At 75.3% G+C, this 16,388-nt stretch carries 18 protein-coding genes and 1 tRNA gene; 14 read left to right on the top strand and 5 right to left on the bottom strand.

What is annotated here, in order from left to right; translation table 11 throughout:
* The first annotated feature begins 88 nt into the window (after window positions 1–88).
* Window positions 89–1,372: a VWA domain-containing protein gene (locus ABWU78_RS10120; protein ID WP_253051189.1), complete on the top strand. Its 1,284-nt coding sequence runs from the start codon at window positions 89–91 to the stop codon at window positions 1,370–1,372.
* The gene (locus ABWU78_RS10115) at window positions 1,369–2,280 is read left to right on the top strand and encodes an FHA domain-containing protein (RefSeq protein WP_439158251.1); all 912 of its coding nucleotides are present in this window, start codon (window positions 1,369–1,371) and stop codon (window positions 2,278–2,280) included. The genes ABWU78_RS10120 and ABWU78_RS10115 overlap by 4 nt, the downstream gene beginning before the upstream one ends.
* A 6-nt stretch (window positions 2,281–2,286) precedes the next feature.
* Here the strand turns inward: ABWU78_RS10115 and ABWU78_RS10110 are convergent, their stop codons facing one another.
* The gene (locus ABWU78_RS10110; protein ID WP_374614547.1) at window positions 2,287–2,775 is read right to left on the bottom strand and encodes an Hsp20/alpha crystallin family protein; all 489 of its coding nucleotides are present in this window, start codon (window positions 2,773–2,775) and stop codon (window positions 2,287–2,289) included.
* Between the two features lie 356 nt (window positions 2,776–3,131).
* On the opposite strand from ABWU78_RS10110, the gene ABWU78_RS10105 reads away from it, so the two are divergent.
* The 5 genes from ABWU78_RS10105 to ABWU78_RS10085 all read left to right on the top strand — a co-directional run bounded on the left by ABWU78_RS10105 (window position 3,132) and on the right by ABWU78_RS10085 (window position 7,905).
* Complete coding sequence (locus ABWU78_RS10105; RefSeq protein ID WP_439158250.1) at window positions 3,132–3,812, top strand: biotin transporter BioY; 681 nt, start codon at window positions 3,132–3,134, stop codon at window positions 3,810–3,812.
* A 19-nt stretch (window positions 3,813–3,831) separates the two neighbouring features.
* Window positions 3,832–5,298 (top strand): class I adenylate-forming enzyme family protein, encoded by a 1,467-nt coding sequence (locus ABWU78_RS10100; RefSeq protein ID WP_439158249.1) that lies wholly within the window; start codon window positions 3,832–3,834, stop codon window positions 5,296–5,298.
* On the top strand, window positions 5,295–6,488 hold the full coding sequence (locus tag ABWU78_RS10095) for a thiolase family protein (RefSeq protein WP_439158248.1): 1,194 nt from the start codon (window positions 5,295–5,297) through the stop codon (window positions 6,486–6,488). Before ABWU78_RS10100 ends, ABWU78_RS10095 begins: the two co-directional genes overlap by 4 nt.
* 113 nt (window positions 6,489–6,601) lie before the next feature.
* Window positions 6,602–7,309, top strand: a complete 708-nt coding sequence (locus tag ABWU78_RS10090) for an energy-coupling factor ABC transporter ATP-binding protein (RefSeq protein ID WP_439158247.1) — start codon at window positions 6,602–6,604, stop codon at window positions 7,307–7,309.
* On the top strand, window positions 7,306–7,905 hold the full coding sequence (locus ABWU78_RS10085; RefSeq protein WP_439158246.1) for an energy-coupling factor transporter transmembrane component T family protein: 600 nt from the start codon (window positions 7,306–7,308) through the stop codon (window positions 7,903–7,905). The genes ABWU78_RS10090 and ABWU78_RS10085 overlap by 4 nt, the downstream gene beginning before the upstream one ends.
* 155 nt (window positions 7,906–8,060) lie before the next feature.
* On the opposite strand, the gene ABWU78_RS10080 is transcribed toward ABWU78_RS10085, so the two are convergent.
* The 3 genes from ABWU78_RS10080 to ABWU78_RS10070 are packed head-to-tail and all read right to left on the bottom strand — an operon-like array spanning window position 8,061 to window position 10,854.
* On the bottom strand, window positions 8,061–9,398 hold the full coding sequence (locus ABWU78_RS10080; RefSeq protein ID WP_439158245.1) for an MFS transporter: 1,338 nt from the start codon (window positions 9,396–9,398) through the stop codon (window positions 8,061–8,063).
* Window positions 9,395–10,063 carry an ArsR/SmtB family transcription factor gene (locus ABWU78_RS10075; protein ID WP_439158244.1) on the bottom strand — a complete coding sequence of 223 codons (669 nt, stop codon included), beginning with the start codon at window positions 10,061–10,063 and terminating at the stop codon, window positions 9,395–9,397. The genes ABWU78_RS10080 and ABWU78_RS10075 overlap by 4 nt, the downstream gene beginning before the upstream one ends.
* A 44-nt stretch (window positions 10,064–10,107) precedes the next feature.
* Window positions 10,108–10,854, bottom strand: a complete 747-nt coding sequence (locus ABWU78_RS10070) for a phosphatase PAP2 family protein (protein WP_439158243.1) — start codon at window positions 10,852–10,854, stop codon at window positions 10,108–10,110.
* Between the two features lie 209 nt (window positions 10,855–11,063).
* On the opposite strand from ABWU78_RS10070, the gene ABWU78_RS10065 reads away from it, so the two are divergent.
* The 3 genes from ABWU78_RS10065 to ABWU78_RS10055 all read left to right on the top strand — a co-directional run bounded on the left by ABWU78_RS10065 (window position 11,064) and on the right by ABWU78_RS10055 (window position 12,196).
* Window positions 11,064–11,213 (top strand): hypothetical protein, encoded by a 150-nt coding sequence (locus tag ABWU78_RS10065; RefSeq protein WP_156533217.1) that lies wholly within the window; start codon window positions 11,064–11,066, stop codon window positions 11,211–11,213.
* Window positions 11,214–11,400: 187 nt separating this feature from the next.
* On the top strand, window positions 11,401–12,045 hold the full coding sequence (orn, locus tag ABWU78_RS10060) for an oligoribonuclease (protein ID WP_374614651.1): 645 nt from the start codon (window positions 11,401–11,403) through the stop codon (window positions 12,043–12,045).
* A gap of 75 nt (window positions 12,046–12,120) precedes the next feature.
* Window positions 12,121–12,196, top strand: a tRNA-His gene (locus tag ABWU78_RS10055).
* 64 nt (window positions 12,197–12,260) lie between these two features.
* On the opposite strand, the gene ABWU78_RS10050 is transcribed toward ABWU78_RS10055, so the two are convergent.
* On the bottom strand, window positions 12,261–12,902 hold the full coding sequence (locus ABWU78_RS10050) for a LysE family translocator (RefSeq protein ID WP_439158242.1): 642 nt from the start codon (window positions 12,900–12,902) through the stop codon (window positions 12,261–12,263).
* Window positions 12,903–13,139: 237 nt separating this feature from the next.
* On the opposite strand from ABWU78_RS10050, the gene ABWU78_RS10045 reads away from it, so the two are divergent.
* The 4 genes from ABWU78_RS10045 to ABWU78_RS10030 all read left to right on the top strand — a co-directional run bounded on the left by ABWU78_RS10045 (window position 13,140) and on the right by ABWU78_RS10030 (window position 16,339).
* Window positions 13,140–13,973: an ABC transporter ATP-binding protein gene (locus ABWU78_RS10045; RefSeq protein ID WP_353708054.1), complete on the top strand. Its 834-nt coding sequence runs from the start codon at window positions 13,140–13,142 to the stop codon at window positions 13,971–13,973.
* Entirely contained in the window at window positions 13,970–14,611 is a 642-nt protein-coding gene (locus tag ABWU78_RS10040; protein ID WP_353708053.1) for an ABC transporter permease, read from the top strand. The genes ABWU78_RS10045 and ABWU78_RS10040 overlap by 4 nt, the downstream gene beginning before the upstream one ends.
* Entirely contained in the window at window positions 14,608–15,342 is a 735-nt protein-coding gene (locus tag ABWU78_RS10035) for an ABC transporter permease (protein WP_253051176.1), read from the top strand. Before ABWU78_RS10040 ends, ABWU78_RS10035 begins: the two co-directional genes overlap by 4 nt.
* A 91-nt stretch (window positions 15,343–15,433) precedes the next feature.
* The gene (locus ABWU78_RS10030) at window positions 15,434–16,339 is read left to right on the top strand and encodes an ABC transporter substrate-binding protein (RefSeq protein ID WP_253051175.1); all 906 of its coding nucleotides are present in this window, start codon (window positions 15,434–15,436) and stop codon (window positions 16,337–16,339) included.
* Window positions 16,340–16,388 lie beyond the last annotated feature (49 nt).

Below are 16,388 nucleotides of genomic sequence, written 5' to 3'. Positions count from 1 at the left end.
GCCGTCCGGCCCGACCCCCGCACGACCCGCCACCACCCACCCCGACCCGATAGCCTGCACGAACACCCGCACCACCGAAGGAGCCCCCATGGCCGAGTTCGCCGCCGAGGTCTACCAGAACGAGTTCCTGTCCGAGGGCGCCACGGACGTCCACGCGATCGTCACCGTGACGTGCACGGGGGCCGGGAGCGCGGGGAGTGTCGGCGGCGCGGGCGGGGTCGCCGAGATCATCATGGTCGACACGTCCGGATCGATGTCGGGCCGGAACATGGAGGCCGCGAAGCACGCCGCCCAGGTGGCCGTGGACCAGATCCTCGACGGCACGTGGTTCGCGATCGTCGGCGGCAGCCATGTCGCCAACCGCGTCTTCCCGTACCCGAACGCGCGCATGGCGATGGTCCAGATGGAGCCGGGCGCGCGCGCCGAGGCGAAGCGCGCGGTCTCGATGCTCACGCCCGGCGGCGGCACGGCGATGAGCACGTGGCTGCGCCTCGCGGACCAGCTCTTCGCGACGGTGCCGCAGGCCACCCAGCGGCACGCGATCCTCCTCACGGACGGCAAGAACGAGTCGGAGCCGCGCGCGAACCTCTCCGCCGCGGTCCGCGACGTCACGGGCCACTTCCAGTGCGACGCGCGCGGCGTCGGCTCGCGCTGGCAGGTCGACGAGCTGCGCGAGATCTCGACGGCGCTGCTCGGCTCGGTCGGCCTCATCGCGGACCCGAACGAGATCGCGGCCGACTTCGAGAGCCTCATGCAGGCGTCCATGGCGCGTGGCGTGGCCTCCGCGGACCTGCGCGTGTGGGCCCCGCAGGGCTCGCAGGTCCTGTTCGTGCGGCAGGTCGCGCCGACCGTCGAGGACCTCACGCACCGCCGCGCCGAGGTGAACCCCCTCACCGGGGCCTACCCGACCGGCTCGTGGGGCGACGAGTCGCGCGACTACCACGTCGCGGTCCGCGTCGCGTCGAAGCCGGTCGGCTCCGAGCAGCTCGCGGCGCGCGTCCAGCTCGCGGTGAACGGCGAGGTCGTCTCCTCCGGTCTGGTCAAGGCCAAGTGGTCCGACGACGAGTCGCTCACCACGCGCATCAATCCCGAGGTCGCGCACTACACGGGCCAGACCGAGCTCGCCGCGGCGATCCAGGAGGGCCTCGCGGCCAAGGCCTCGGGCGACGAGGCGACGGCGACCGTCAAGCTCGGGCGCGCCGTGCAGCTCGCGCAGCAGACGGGCAACGAGGAGGCTACGTCGCGACTGCGCAAGGTCGTCGACATCGACAACGAGGAGCAGGGCACCGTGCGGCTCAAGCGGAACACCTCGACCCTCGACGAGATGGCCCTCGACACCGCCTCGACGAAGACGACGCGAGTCCGCCGGTGAGCGCCGTCGTCTGCCCCAACGGGCACCCGTCGGAGTCGACCGACTACTGCGACGTGTGCGGCGAGCCGATCGGCGCGGCGTCGGCCCCGTCCACGCCCGTGGCGAGCGGTGCGACGCCCGCGGGCGCCGCCCCGGCGGCCGCCCCCGCGACGACGTGCCCGAACTGCGGGTCGCCGGCGCCCGGCGGGGCGCTGTTCTGCGAGAACTGCGGCTACGACTTCACGACGGGCGCGCTGCCCGACCCGGTCGAGCCGCCGTCGGCGCTCTCGCTCGACCCGCCGTCGCGCCCGACGCCCGCGCCCGCGACCTCCGCACCCCCGCCGGCGGGCACGCCCTCGGGGTCCACCCCGCCCCCGCTGCCGACCTCCGCGGCGGGATCCGCGGCGACGCCCCCGTCGTCGTCGACCCCGCCCCCGCTGCCCGCCCCGAGCACCGCCGTCGCCCCCGAGGCGAGCGAGGCGGGGGCGTCGGGCAGCCACCTCCCGACGCCCCCGGTCCCGGGGCCGGACCAGTGGGTCGTGGAGATCTGGATCGACCCCGACTGGTACCAGGCGCAGCAGCCCGAGGACCCGATGCCCTCCGCGGGACTGCCGGGCCTCGTCGTGCTGCGCGAGCGCAGCGTGCTCGTCGGCCGCCCGTCGGTGTCCCGCGGCATCCACCCGCAGGTCGACTGCGGCGCGGACACGGGCGTCTCCCGCCGGCACTGCCAGCTCAGCACGGACGGCCAGCGGTGGTGGGTCGAGGACCTGCAGTCGTCGAACGGCACCTACGTGAGCCCCGCGGGCGAACCGCTGCCGACCGACCCGATCCCCGCCGGACAGCGACGCGAGCTGTCCGACGGGGACCGGGTCTACCTCGGCGCGTGGACGCGGCTCGTCGTCCGCAAGGCGCTCCCGGGCGAGGTCTGAGCCGGCTCAGCCCTCGGTCGTCCGAGGCTCGGCCTCGGCCGTGATCTGGGTCGCCGCACCGCTGCTGCCCGCGCGGTGCGCGACCTCGATCCGGCGCGGCCGGGCCTCCTCGGCCACGGGGATGGTCAGCGACAGCACCCCGTCCTCGTACGACGCCGAGATCTGGTCGAGCGCCAGACCGCGCCCCACCGTGAGCTGGCGCGCGTAGGTTCCCGAGGGCCGCTCGCGCGCGAGCCACTGGACGTCGGGATCGGTCCGCGGGCTGCGCTCGGCGCGGATCGTCAGCGTGCGGTCCTCGACGGACACGTCGATCGTCCCCGGGTCGACACCGGGAAGGTCCATCGTCAGGACGTAGTGGTCGCCCGCCCGGAACAGGTCGAGCGGCATGCCGCCCGACGCCGACGCCGCGGTCGCGCGCGCCCCGGACGCGAGCTGGCCGACCAGGCGGTCCATCGCGTCGAAGGTGGTCGTGAACGGGTCGATCATCGCAGCCACACCTCTCACCTCCTCGTCGGTCGGTCCCGGACCGTCCGGGACCGGTCGGTGGTCCCGCGAGGTAGGCACCTCGCGGGCGGCTACGTCTCTGTTCTAGCACTCTCCCCCGGAGAGTGCCAAGAGCCGGCGCGCGCCTTCCGGGGGCGGGGCGGAGGGGCGGTTGTCGACTTCCTCCGAGACCGGATCCCGCGACGACAGCATGGTTGGTGGAACCCTCCAACCCGTTGTGCGATCCGTGCACGCGGCGACACCGTCGTCGTCCGCGTCCCCGTCGTCGCGCACCGCGCAGGGCCGGGAGAGTGGACCTGGCCACGACGGGTCGGGCACCGACCCGTCACGACGACGCAGGGAGCACCATGACCGACGCACCGACCACGGCGACCCCCGGGACGCCCGCGCCCGCCACGCAGACCACCGGTCCGGGAGCGGGGCGCCGCGGGCCGCTCGCGCTCGACGCGGGCGACGCCGCGCGCGTCGCGACCTTCGCGGCGCTGATCGCCGCGCTCGGGATGCCGGGGTCGATCGCGCTGTTCGGGAACGCGGTCCCGATCACGCTCCAGACGCTCGGCGTCATGCTCGCCGGCACGATCCTCGGCGCGTGGCGCGGCACGCTCGCGGTCGCGACGTTCCTCGCGCTCGCGGCGGCCGGCCTCCCGGTGCTCGCGGGCGGGCGCGGCGGCCTCGGGGCGTTCGTCGGCCCGTCCGCGGGCTACCTGCTCGGGTTCCTCGCGGGGGCGGCGGTCGTGGGCTGGCTCGTCGACCGGCTGCGCCGGGTGACGTTCGGCGGTGTGCTCGTCGCGTGCCTCGTCGGCGGGGTCGCGGTCGTCTACGCGTGCGGCGTGCCGGTCCAGTCGGCCGTCACGGGGGTACCGCTCGCGACGACGGCGCAGCTCTCCCTCGTGTTCCTCCCGGGCGACGTCCTCAAGGCGCTGGCGGCCGCGGCGATCACCGTCGGCGTCGTGCGCGCCTACCCGGCCGCGCGCCGGTCGGGCCGTTCTGCGGGCCGTCCCATGGCCGTCGGCCGCACCGCCTCCTGACACCTGCGAGAGTGTCCGCGTGCCCGTCGCCCACCAGGTCCTGACGCACGCCGCCGACCCGGCGGTGCGCGACCGTCCCGCCCTGCGCACCCCCGAGCGGTCGCGCACCTACGCCGCGCTCGCCGCGGACGTGCGCGCGGGCGCGACGCACCTCGACGCGACGGGCACGCGCCCCGGCGACGTCGTCGCCGTGTCCCTGCCCGACCCGCTGGACCTGCTCACGGCGGTCCTCGCCGCCGACCACGCCGGCGCGACGCCGCTCGTGTGCGACCCGGCGTGGCCGCGCGCGCACCGCGCGGAGGTCCTGCGCACCCTCGCCCCGCGCACGTTCGTCGAGGTGCCCCTGCCGCGCGGGACCGGCACCCTCCCCGACCTCGTGCCGGGGCTCGCCCCGCAGGGGGGTCCGGGCCCCGGCACGGGCCACGAGCCCGGTCCGGACGACCTCGCGTGGGCGGGGTTCTCCTCGGGCAGCACGGGCCGGCCGCGCGCGGTCGTGCGCACGCGCGCGTCGTGGGCGGGGTCGTTCGACGACGTCACGCGGTTCCTCGGGCTGCGCCCCGCCGACACCGTGCTCGTCCCCGGCCCGCTCGCGTCGTCGCTCTACTGCTTCGCCGCCGTGCACACGCTCGCCGTCGGCGCGTGCGCCTACCTCACACGCACCCCGGCCGCCACGACCTCCGCGCTCGCGAGCAGCGACGTCGTGCACCTCGTCCCGCAGGTCCTCGACGACGTGCTCGACGCCGTGGCCGCGGGGGCGCCGTCCCGGCTGCGGCACGCGGTCGTCGGCGGGGCGTCCCTCGCCGCCGGGGCGCGGTCGCGCGCGGCGGCGCTCGGCATCGACGTGCTCGCCTACTACGGCGCGGTCGAGCTCTCGTTCGTCGCCTACGACCCCGACGGGTCGGGGCTGCGTGCGTTCCCGGGGGTCGACCTCGAGGTCCGGCCGCTGCCGCAGGCGAGCGTCGGCGAGGTCTGGGTCCGTTCGCCCTGGGTGTCTAGCGGCTACCTCGCGCGCGCCACCGGACCGCTGCGGCGCGACGGCGCGTGGAGCACCGTGGGCGACCTCGCCGACCCCCTGCCCGACCCGTCGACGTCGCCGTCCGCGCCCGGCGCCCCGCCCGGCACGCTCGTGCTGCGCGGCCGCGGCGACGGGGCGATCCTCACCGGCGGGTCGACGGTCGTGCCCGAGGACGTCGAGGTCGTGCTGCGCGCGGTCCCGGGGGTCCGGGACGTCGTCGTGCTCGGCACGGCGCACCGGCGCCTCGGGGCGGTCGTGAGCGCTGTCGTCGAGTGCGACGACCGGCCCGGGCTGCGCGCCCACCTGGAGCGCGTCGCGCGCGGGGCGCTCGCCCCCGCCCAGCGGCCGCGGCGCTGGTACGGCACGCGCGCCCTCCCCCGGACCCCGTCGGGCAAGCCCGCGCGCGGGGCCGTGAGCGAGGTCCTGCTGGGGACCGACCCCGCGCGCTCGGGGATGGAGCCGCTGCGATGACCGCGTCGGCTCCGGGGGCGGACGCGCCCGTGGTCGTGGCCGCGCGCCGCACCTGGGTCGGGACCGCCGGGCACGGGCACCGGTCGTCGTCCGAGGTCGACCTCGCGGCGGGTGCGCTCGGCGCGACGCTCGGCGACGCGCGGGCCCTCGGGGTGGAGGACGACGTCGTCGACGTCCTGCTGGGGTGCTGCACCGGGCCCGGCGGGAACGTCGCGCGGGCCGCGGCGCTCGCCGCGGGACTCGGCGTCGTCGTGCCCGGGCTCACCGTCGACCGGCAGTGCGCCTCCGGTCTCGCGGCGGTGCTGCTCGCCGCGCAGCAGGTCCGGGCGGGCGAGGCGCGCCTCGTCCTGGCGGGCGGGACGGAGAGCGCGTCCCTCGCTCCCAGGCGCTCCCACCGCACGGCGTGGGGCGACGTGCCGTACGTGCGCGCCGCGTTCGCGCCGACGCCGTGGGCCGACCCGGGCATGGGGGCCGCCGCCGACGCGCTCGCGCGCCGCCGCGGCGTGACCCGCGAACGCCAGGAGGCGTACGCGGTGCGCAGCCACGCGCGCGCCCTCGCCGCGCACGCGGGCGGGCGCTTCGCGGCCGAGGCGGTCCGGCTCCGCGCGCCGGCGCGGTCGCTCGCGCGCGACGAACGGGCGCGACGCCTCGACCCCGCGGTGCTCGCCCGCCTCTCGCCGGCCTTCACGCCCGGCGGCACCGTCACCGCCGCCACCGCGAGCCCGGTGAGCGACGGCGCGGCGGCGGTCGCGGTCGTGCCCGAGCGCGTCCGGCGCGAGCTCGGGGTCCCGGGCCTGCGCGTGCTCGCGTCGGCGACGGTCGGCTGCGACCCCGCGCTGCCGGGGTGGGGCCCGGTCCCGGCGGTGCGCGCCGCGCTGGACCGGGCGGGCGCGCGGCTCGACGACGTCGCGGCGGTCGAGGTCGTCGAGGCGTTCGCCGCGCAGGTCCTCGCGGTGACCGACGCGCTCGGGCTCGACCCGCTCGGCGACCCCGCCGACGACGCGCGGGTCTGCGCCGACGGCGGCGCGCTCGCGCTCGGGCACCCGTGGGGCGCGAGCGGCGCGGTGTCGGTCGTGCGGCTGTTCTCCCGGCTCGTGCGCACGGGCGCTCCGGCCGGGACGCTCGGCCTCGCGACGGCCGCCGTCGGCGGCGGGCTGGGCGTCGCGGCGGTCCTGGAGGTCGTCCGGTGATCGCGAGAGCCCGGGCCGGCCTGGGGCGACCGCGCGCCGTCGGGGACGCTCCGGCCGCGACGGCTGGGACGCCCGGGACGCCCGGGGCGTCCCCCGGGTCCGGAGCCTCCCTCGTGGACGAGTCCTCCGGGTCGGGCTGCACGGTCCGGCTCGAGGACGTGCGCGTGCGCCTCGGCGAGCGCGACGTGCTGCGCGGCGTCGACCTCGAGCTGCGCGAACGGCGCGTGGGGATCGTCGGGGCCAACGGCTCGGGCAAGAGCACGCTCGCGCGCCTGCTCAACGGGCTCGTCGTGCCGACGTCGGGCCGGGTCCTGGTCGACGGCCTCGACACGCGCCGCGACGGCCCCGCGGTCCGGCGGCGCGTGGGGTTCGTCTTCACGGACCCGGACGCCCAGATCGTCATGCCGACCGTCGCGGAGGACGTCGCGTACTCGCTGCGTCGCCACGCCCCGGCCGAGCGCGACGCGCACGTGCGGGCCGCGCTCGCCGCGCGCGGCCTGGCGGACCACGCGGACCATCCCGCCCACCTGCTCTCGGGCGGGCAGAAGCAGCTCCTCGCGCTCACGTCGGTGCTCGCCGCGGGGCCGCGGCTCGTCGTCGCCGACGAGCCCACGACGCTCCTCGACCTGCGCAACACACGGCGGTTCGCCGCCGAGCTCGCGGCGCTCCCCCAGCAGGTCGTGCTCGTCTCGCACGACCTGTCGCTCATGGACGCGATGGACCGCGTGCTCGTGGTGGACGGCGGGCGGGTCGTCGCCGACGACGCGCCGGGGCCCGCCGTCGCGCGCTACCTGCGCCTCGTCGACGGGGCGTCGTCGTGACCCCGGGCACCTACCGGCCGGGGTCGTCGGTCCTGCACCGCGCCCCGGCCGGGGCCAAGCTCGTGGGGCTGGCGGCGGCGTCGGCCGTCGTGCTGCTGGTGTCCTCGCCGGCGGGGGTCGGCGCGGTGGCCCTCGCCGTCGGCGCGCTCTACGCGGTCGCCGGCATGGGGTGGCACGCGACGTGGGAGCAGGTACGCCCCCTGCGCCTGGTCGTGCCCGTGCTGCTGGCCGTCCAGTGGCTCGCCCTCGGGCCGGCGCCGGCGGTGGTGCTCACGACCCGGCTCGTCGCGCTCGTCGCGCTCGCGGGGCTCGTCCTGCTCACGACCCGGACGTCGGCCGTCCTCGCCGCGATCGAGCGGGGGCTGCGGCCGCTGCACCGACTCGGCGTCGACGTCGACCGCGCGGCCCTCGTCCTGTCGCTCGCCGTGCGCTGCGTACCCGTCGTCTCCGCACTGGCTCAGCGCGTGCGCGACGCGTGCCGCGCCCGGGGCCGCGAGCACGACGTCCGCGCCTACGCCGTCCCGCTCGTCGTCGGCGCGCTGCGCCAGGCCGACGCCCTGGGCGACGCGCTGCGCGCCCGCGGCCTCGACGACTGACGACCCGCCCACCGCCATGCCGAGAGAGAGCCGTGGTCCCGCGAGGTAGACCCGTGGTCTCACGAGGTAGAGCCGTGGTCTCGCGAGGTAGAGCCATGGTCAGGACCAGACCTCTACCTCGCCGTACCAGGCCTCTACCTCGCCGTACCAGGCCTCTACCTCGCGGAGAGGGGGCTCTCATCGGCCGGCTCGCCCGTGGCGCGGTGGCCGCGGAGGGAGACGACCGCCGCGACGACGATGCCGACCACGGTCACGACGAGCAGGGCGCGGTAGTCGACGGCGCCCACGAGGGCCGCGCCGACCACGGTCAGCACGAGCTGCGGGACGTTGACCAGCAGCAGGCTCGCCGCGGCGACGCGCCCCTGGAGACCCGGGGGCGTGCGGAGCTGCCGCTCGGTGACGAAGCCGACGATCGACCAGGTGGCGCCGAGCCCGACCGCGCCCATGCCGAGGACGATCGCCACGACGTTCGTCCCCGTCGCGGGCACGATCCCGAGCGCGAGCACCAGCAGCCCGAGGGCGACGAGCCGCTGCGCGCCCCAGCGGGCGACCAGACGGGCGGCCGTGAGCCCTGCGACGATCGCGGTGAGCGCCTGGACCGAGGAGACGGGGCCCAGCAGCTCCGGGGCCAGCCCGAGCCCGTCCTCGATGATCGCGAGGCTGACCGCGTTGAGCAGCCCGACCCCCGCGAACGCGACGAGCATGGCGAGCGTGAGCACGCCGAGCGGGGCCGTCCGCACGAGGTGGCGGAAGCCCGCCGTCATCTCGGCCAGGTACGGCTCGCGCTCGGCGGCCGGGGTCGGGGGCGTCTCGACGATCCGGATCCGGCCGATGACGGTGCCCGAGACGGCGAACGCCACGGAGGCGGCGACCACGAGCGGCCACGCTCCGGCGAGCGCGTACGCGCCCGCGCCGACGACCGGCATGAGGAGGCGGAAGACCTGGTCGATCGTCGTGAGCCGGCCGTTCGCGGGGGCGATCGCCTCGTCCGGCAGCATGTCCCGCACGAGGCCCGCCTGGGCCGCCGCGGTCGCGAAGCCGACGGCCGAGTAGATCACCGTCACCACGAACACGAGCCAGACCTGCTCGGGCCCGCGCACGGCGAGGAGGGCGAGGAGGCTCACGGCACCGACGAGGTACGTGACGACGAGCATCCGTCGGCGCGACACGCGGTCCGCGAGCTGCCCGAGGAGCGGCGACGCGAGCGCCGGCAGGCCGAGCGCCGCGAACACGAGGCCGGCGGCGCCGTTCGAGCCGGTGAGGTCCTTCACCCAGACGGCGAGGATGATCGCGAGGACCGAGTCGGCGAAGTTCGTGAACCCCCACGCGACCGACAGGAGCCGGAACGGACGGGACCGCAGCGCGGCACGAGGGTCCGGGGCGTCGTCGCGACCGGCGGCGGGGGCGGTCGCGGTGCGGGACTCCGGCGCCACCTCGGGCGCGTCGGCGGGAGCGGGCCGGGTGGTGGCGGTCGGCTCGGGCGTCGCGCTCATCGAGGGGCCTCCGGCAGGTCGGCGTTGACGATCGAGAAGAGGCGCGCGCGACGTGCCCCCGCGGGACGGAGCGACGGGTCGTCCCAGCGCCCCCGGAAGCGGTCCGTGAGCGCCTCGACCTCGCGAGCGAGCGCGTCGAGCTCCTCGCGCGTCGCGTAGAAGGACGCGCCGGTCATCGTCGAGGCGAGGAGCCACTGCGGGTCGTCGGCGGCGGACCCGGCGAGCCACGCCCGGACACGCGCCGTCTCCTGGTCCAGCATGAGGGTCGCCACCGCGCCCGCGGCGTGCAGGGACTCCGGGACGTCGGGGTCGAACTTCGTCTGGCGGCCGCGCCCGACGGAGCGCCACGGGCGTTCCTTGCCGCGACGCTCCGCGGGCTCGACGTACCCGTACTTGGCGAGCATCCGCAGGTGGAAGGAACAGCTCGCGACGGACTCGCCCGTGACCTCGGCGCACCGTGTCGCGGTGACCTCGCCCTCGTCGTCGAGCAGCGCGAGGATCCGCAGGCGCAGCGGGTGGGCGAGCGCGCGGATGGTCGCCGGGTCGGTCGCGACGACCTGCCCGGGCTCGGGCCTCGGGCCGCGCGGGAGGCGGCCCGACGACGCCGGGCCGGGGCCGGTCGGGACGGCCGGCGGGCTGGGGTGGGGGTCGGCGGGCGTGCTCATGCCCGCCAGGCTAGTTCACGAAAGAGTTCTTGCGCAAGAGTTCTTTAGTGAGAATCGCCCGTCGCTCCGGGAGCCGCACGGCGCGCGACCACGAGGTCGTGCACGCGGCTCACCGCGACCACGACCCCCAGAACCGCCACGGCGAGCGACAGGCCTGCCAGGACGTCGGTGAGGAAGTGGTACCCGAGGTAGAGCCGGCTCAGCGCCACGGACCCGATCACGAGCACGGAGGCGACCGCCCAGACCGCCAGGACCCGTGGGTCGTGGTGGCGGTGCCACACCAGGTAGCCGCCCACCAGGACGAGCGTCGCCGCGCCGATCGTGTGCCCGGACGGGAAGGAGAACGACCGCTCGACCCCGGCGACGACCATCGACACGTCGGGCGGCCTCGGCCGGGCGATCACGGCCTTGAGCACGGTCGAGACCAGCGTCGCGAGCACCATGGCGCCCGCGAGCAGGCCGGGCTCCCACCACGTCCCCGTGCGCCGCGCCCACACCACGCACCCGACCGCGACGAGGACGGGCAGCACGAACGGCCCGGACACGGTCGTGACCACCGTCAGGACGCCCGTCACGACCGGCGTGCGGTGCGCGACCATCCACGCGAGCAGCGGCTCGTCGAGCCGCCACAGGTCGTCCTGCTCGCGAACCGCGTCCAGGAGGAGGGCGAAGCCCGCGACCCCCGCGAGCACCAGGAGCACGCCCGGCCACACGCTCGCGAGGACCGCGCGCGCGGGCACGCCGCGCCGTTCGCCCGCCCTGCCGCCTGGCTGCCCGTCCCCCGCGCTCATCCCCGGAGGCTACGCACGGCGAGCCGACCGCGCAGCGCGGCCGACCGCCGTCGTGCACCGGCACCCGACGCTCGTGGCGAAAAAAGGGATGCAGCGCCCCCGACGACCGTGGTCGGATGTACCCACACCGCGGTGACGTCCGTCCGGTCCGTACCGGGCGGTGGAGGGTCCGGCCAGACCCACGAACCCAGCGTCACGAGAGCAGAACCATGCATCCCTTGATCACGTACGACGTGGCGGCCCTCAGCCGTCGCGAGCAGCTGCAGGAGCAGACCCTGCGCCGGTCGCAGCTGCGCCGCACCACGACCCGCGTCCCGGCGAACACCCGGCAGGCCCGCCTGCCGCGCCGCACCGCATGACGCGCACCGACCGCTCGCCGGACCGGGGACCCTCCCCGACAGGCGGCGGCACCCCTCGTCGAAGGCCCCGACCGTCCGGACCCTGGTGGACCGGACAGCCGGGGCCTTCGTCGTGCGTGCCGCGGCTAGGCTGTCGCCCGTGAGTCCTGTGAACGCGAACGAACGCATCGTCTGGATCGACTGCGAGATGACCGGGCTGGACCTGGGCGCCGACGCCCTCGTCGAGGTCGCCGCCGTCGTGACCGACTCCGAGCTCAACGTGCTCGGCGACGGGGTCGACGTCCTCGTCCGGCCCCCGGCCGAGGCGCTCGAGCAGATGGGCGACTTCGTCCGCCAGATGCACACGACCTCCGGGCTGCTCGACGAGCTCGACGAGGGCCTGACGCTCGCCGAGGCCGAGCAGCGCGTCCTCGACTACGTCCGCACGTGGGTCCCCGAGCCCGGCAAGGCACCGCTGGCCGGCAACTCCGTCGGCACGGACAAGGGGTTCCTGGACCGCGACATGCCCGCTCTCATGGGCCACCTGCACTACCGCATCATCGACGTGTCCTCCGTCAAGGAGCTCGCGCGCCGCTGGTACCCGCGCGCGTACTTCTCCTCGCCGGAGAAGCACGGCGGGCACCGCGCGCTCGCGGACATCCTCGAGAGCATCGACGAGCTGCGCTACTACCGCGCTGCCGTGTTCGTCCCGCAGCCCGGTCCCGACTCCGCGACGGCGCGCAAGGTCGCCGAGCAGGTCGTGGCGACGAGCGTCACGCGCGGCCGGACCCGACCCTCCGACGACGGGGTCGAGACGTCCGTGGCCACCGTCACAGGATCCGCCGACGCCTGACCTCGAAAAGCGGTCCGGGAGCACCTCGCGGACCGGGTACACTTTTCGACGGCCGATGCTTCACGCCCGGTCATGGTGGGTATAGCTCAGCTGGTAGAGCACCTGGTTGTGGTCCAGGGGGTCGCGGGTTCAAGTCCCGTTACTCACCCCAGACGGCGAGGGCCGGTCTCCGCAGGGAGACCGGCCCTCGCTGCGTCTCCCCGTCCGACCGCGCGTCAGGCGGCGCGGTGCGAGGCGACGGCGAGCACGCCACCCAGGCCGATCATCATGCCGCCGCCCGTCGCGCGGACCGCGCTGAGGCGCCGGGGCGAGGAGGCGAACCACGCCCGTGCCGCGCCGGCGGCGAGCGCCCACGCGCTGTCGCAGACGAACGCGATCACCGTGAAGACCAGCCCGAGCACCATCATCTGGGCGGGCACGCGACCGGCGTGGAAGTCCGTGAACTGGGGCAGGACGGCCACGAAGAACACGATGGTCTTCGGGTTCGTCACGCCGACGACGTAGCCCTGCCGCACGACGCGCCACCACCGCTCGCGCACGGGCGCGACGTCGACGTCGACGCTCCCGTCGCGCCGGTGCCGGATCGCCTGGACGCCGAGGTAGGCGAGGTAGGCCGCGCCGACGAGCTTGACGACCGTGAAGACGGCGACGGACGTCGCGACGACCGCGCCGACGCCGAGCGCCACGGCGGTGACGAGCGTCAGCGCGCCGAGCTCGTTGCCGAGGACGCTCAGCACCCCGCCGCGGTGCCCGAGCGTGAGCGACCGGCCGACGACGAAGAGCACGCTCGGGCCGGGGATCACGACGAGCACGAGCGAGGCGAGGGAGAAGGCGAGCAGGGAGTCGAGGTGCGGCACAGCGCCACGATAGGACCCGACGTGACGTGCGTCACGGGAGAATCCCCCGCGACCCCCGAGCGGCCCGCGACGACTCACGAGGCCTGGGACGGCGCGAAGCCGACGTACCGGTGCGAGTGCGACGTGTCGGTGGTTCGACGTACGGTCGGTGGACGCGTGGCAATGCGCTACGGCTCGCCGGCCACGGTCGTGGTTGGGTGGGAGGCCGGTTCACCGACTGTCGGGAGGCAGCGCCCCATGATCGAGTTCCGATCGGTCACCAAGACGTACCCGGACGGCACGGCGGCGGTCGCGGACTTCGACCTGGTGATCCCGCCCCACCGCACGACGGTGCTCGTCGGGTCGTCCGGGAGCGGCAAGACGACGCTCCTGCGCATGATCAACCGCATGGTGGAGCCCACGTCGGGCACGATCGAGATCGACGGCGCCTCCGTCCTCGCCCGGGACCCCGTGAAGCTGCGACGCAGCATCGGGTACGTCCTGCAGAACGGCGGCCTGCTCCCCCACTACAAGGTCGTCGACAACGTGACGACGGTCCTGCGCCTCGAGGGCACGCCACGCCGGCAGACGCGCGACCGTGCGCTCGAGCTGCTCGACACCGTGGGACTCGACCGCGGGCTCGCGGACCGCTACCCGAGCCAGCTCTCGGGGGGCCAGCAGCAGCGCGTGGGGGTGGCGCGCGCGCTCGCCGCGGACCCCAACATCCTGCTCATGGACGAGCCGTTCGGGGCGGTCGACCCGATCGTGCGGGCCGAGCTCCAGGCGGAGACCATCCGGCTGCAGCGCGAGCTGGACAAGACGGTCGTCTTCGTCACGCACGACATCGACGAGGCGTTCCTGCTCGGCGACCAGGTCGTGATCCTCGAGAAGGGGGCGCAGGTGGCCCAGATCGGGTCGCCGAGCGAGATCCTCGAGAACCCGGCGAGCGAGTTCGTCGCGAGCTTCATCGGGGCGGAGCGCGGCACCCGCGCGCTGCACACGAAGCACACGGAGCACGGGACCGTGCTCGTGGACGGGAAAGGACGCACGCAGGGCGTCCTGGTCGACGACCACGTCGAGGGCGGCGCATGACCTGGGTCCTGGACAACCTCGACCTCATCGGCCGCCTCACGGTCGAGCACCTGAGCCAGTGCGTGGTGCCGATCGTGCTCGGGTTCCTCGTCTCGATCCCGCTGGGCTGGCTCGCCTTCCGGTTCCGCCTCACGCGGGGCCTCGTCCTGACGCTCGTCGGCCTGCTCTACACGATCCCGTCGCTCGCGCTCTTCGCGCTGCTCCCGCCGCTCCTCGGCATCAGCTTCCTCTCCGAGCTCAACCTGGTCGTCGCGCTGACGGTCTACGCCGTGGCCATCATGACCCGGTTCGTCGCCGACGCCCTGGCGTCGGTCGACCCGACGGTCCGGCAGGCGGCCCTCGCGGTCGGCTACGGGCCGTGGCGCCGCTTCTGGCAGGTCGACCTCCCGCTCGCGGGCCCGGTCGTGCTCGCCGGGCTCCGCGTCACGGCGGTGTCGACCATCTCGCTCGCGACGGTCGGCATCCTCATCGGGATCGACAACCTCGGCTACCTCTTCACGAACGGCTACCAGCGGCAGATCGTCGCCGAGATCCTCTCGGGCGTCGTCGCGGTCGTCGTCATCGCCCTGCTCGTCGACCTGCTGCTCGTGCTCGCCGGGCGAGCGATCATGCCCTGGTCCCGGAAGGTGCGCGCATGAACCTCTTCTCCGACGCCATCGCCTGGATCTTCTCGCCCGCCCGGCTGACCGGCGCGCTCCCCCTCCCGGAGGCGATCTGGACCCACCTCGCGTTCACGTTCGTCTCCGTGCTCGTCGCCGCGGCGATCGCGATCCCGGCGGGCTGGGCCATCGGCCACACCGGACGCGGGCGGGAGTTCGCGGTCGCGCTCTCGGGCGCGGCCCGTGCTGTGCCGTCCTTCGGGCTCGTCCTGCTCCTCGTGCTCGTCTTCGGGGTGACGCACAAGGTCACCGCGTCCGTCACCGCGTTCGTCCTCCTCGCGATCCCGCCGATCCTCGCCGGCGCCTACGCCGGTGTGGAGGCCGTCGAGCGGCGCGTCGTCGACGGCGCCCGGTCCGTCGGCATGACCGGCTGGCAGGTGCTCTTCCGGGCCGAGGTGCCGCTCGGTCTCCCGCTGCTCATCGGCGGTCTCCGCTCCGCGACCCTCCAGGTGGTCGCGACCGTCACGCTCGCGGGCTACATCGGCAACTGGGGCCTCGGCTTCTACATCGTCCAGGGCATCCAGATCCGCGACTTCTCCCAGATCCTCGGGGCCTCTCTCCTCGTCGTCGTCCTCGCCGTCGTGCTCGACGCGCTGTTCGCGATCCTCCAGCGGGTCGTCGTCCCGCGCGGCGTGACCGCCGGTCGCTCGCCGGACGACGCACCCGCCCGGCGGAGGCGTCGCCCGGCCCCCGCCCCGACCACCGCCTGACGCGCGGGCGAGACCACCGCACCGCACGTCGCCCGACCGACCCCTCCCAGCCCCTCCCGGTCCCCGGGACGGCCCTCAGAAAGGCAGACACATGCGCAGCACCCGACGCACCGCCGCCCTCGTCGCCGCCGCGGCGACCGCCGTCCTCACGCTCACCGCCTGCGGCGGCGGGTCCGACCCGCTCGACGCCGACACCGGAGACGCCTCGTCCGACGCCATCGTCATCGGCTCCCAGGCCTACGACTCGAACGAGATCATCGCCGAGATCTACGCCCAGGCTCTCGAGGCCAAGGGCTTCACGGTCGAGCGGAACTTCTCGATCGGCCAGCGCGACGCCTACATGCCCGCGCTCGAGGACGGCGAGATCCAGCTCTTCCCGGAGTACACGGGAAACCTGCTGCAGTTCTTCGACCCGGAGACCACCGCGACGTCCCCCGAGGACGTCTACGCCGCGCTCCAGGAGGCCCTGCCCGACGGGCTCACGGTCCTCGACCAGTCGACCGCGACGGACCAGGACTCCTACAACGTGACCGAGGCCTTCGCCACGGAGCACGACCTCACGAGCCTCGCGGACCTCGCCGGGCTCGACGTGCCGCTCACGCTCGGCGGCCCGGCGGAGCTCGAGCAGCGCCCCTACGGCCCGCAGGGCCTCAAGGACGTGTACGGCGTGGACGTCTCCTTCGTCGCCACGGGCGACACCACCGTGCAGGACCTCGTGGCCGGCACGGTGAACATCGCCAACGTGTTCAGCGCCGACCCGAGCATCCAGACCGAGAACCTCGTCACCCTCGACGACCCCGAGGGCCTGTTCCTCGCGTCCCACGTGGTGCCGCTCGTCGACGCGGACGTCGCCGACGAGATCGCGGACGTCATCAACCCGGTGAGCGCGGCGCTCACCCCGGAGGGCCTGATCGCCCTGAACGTGGAGTCCCGGGTCGACCAGCGCTCCCCCGAGGACATCGCCGCCGACTGGCTGTCCGAGAACGGCCTGGCCTGACCTCGCGTCCGACGTGATCGTGGCCCGCCCCGCCCCGGGACGGGCCACG

Origin of the sequence: Cellulosimicrobium sp. CpK407, assembly GCF_051844275.1 — a bacterium.
GTDB classification, from domain to species: Bacteria; Actinomycetota; Actinomycetes; order Actinomycetales; family Cellulomonadaceae; genus Cellulosimicrobium; species Cellulosimicrobium cellulans_G.
The sequence above is the reverse complement of the archived record's forward strand: the minus strand, read 5'-3'. Positions and strand labels throughout refer to the sequence as shown.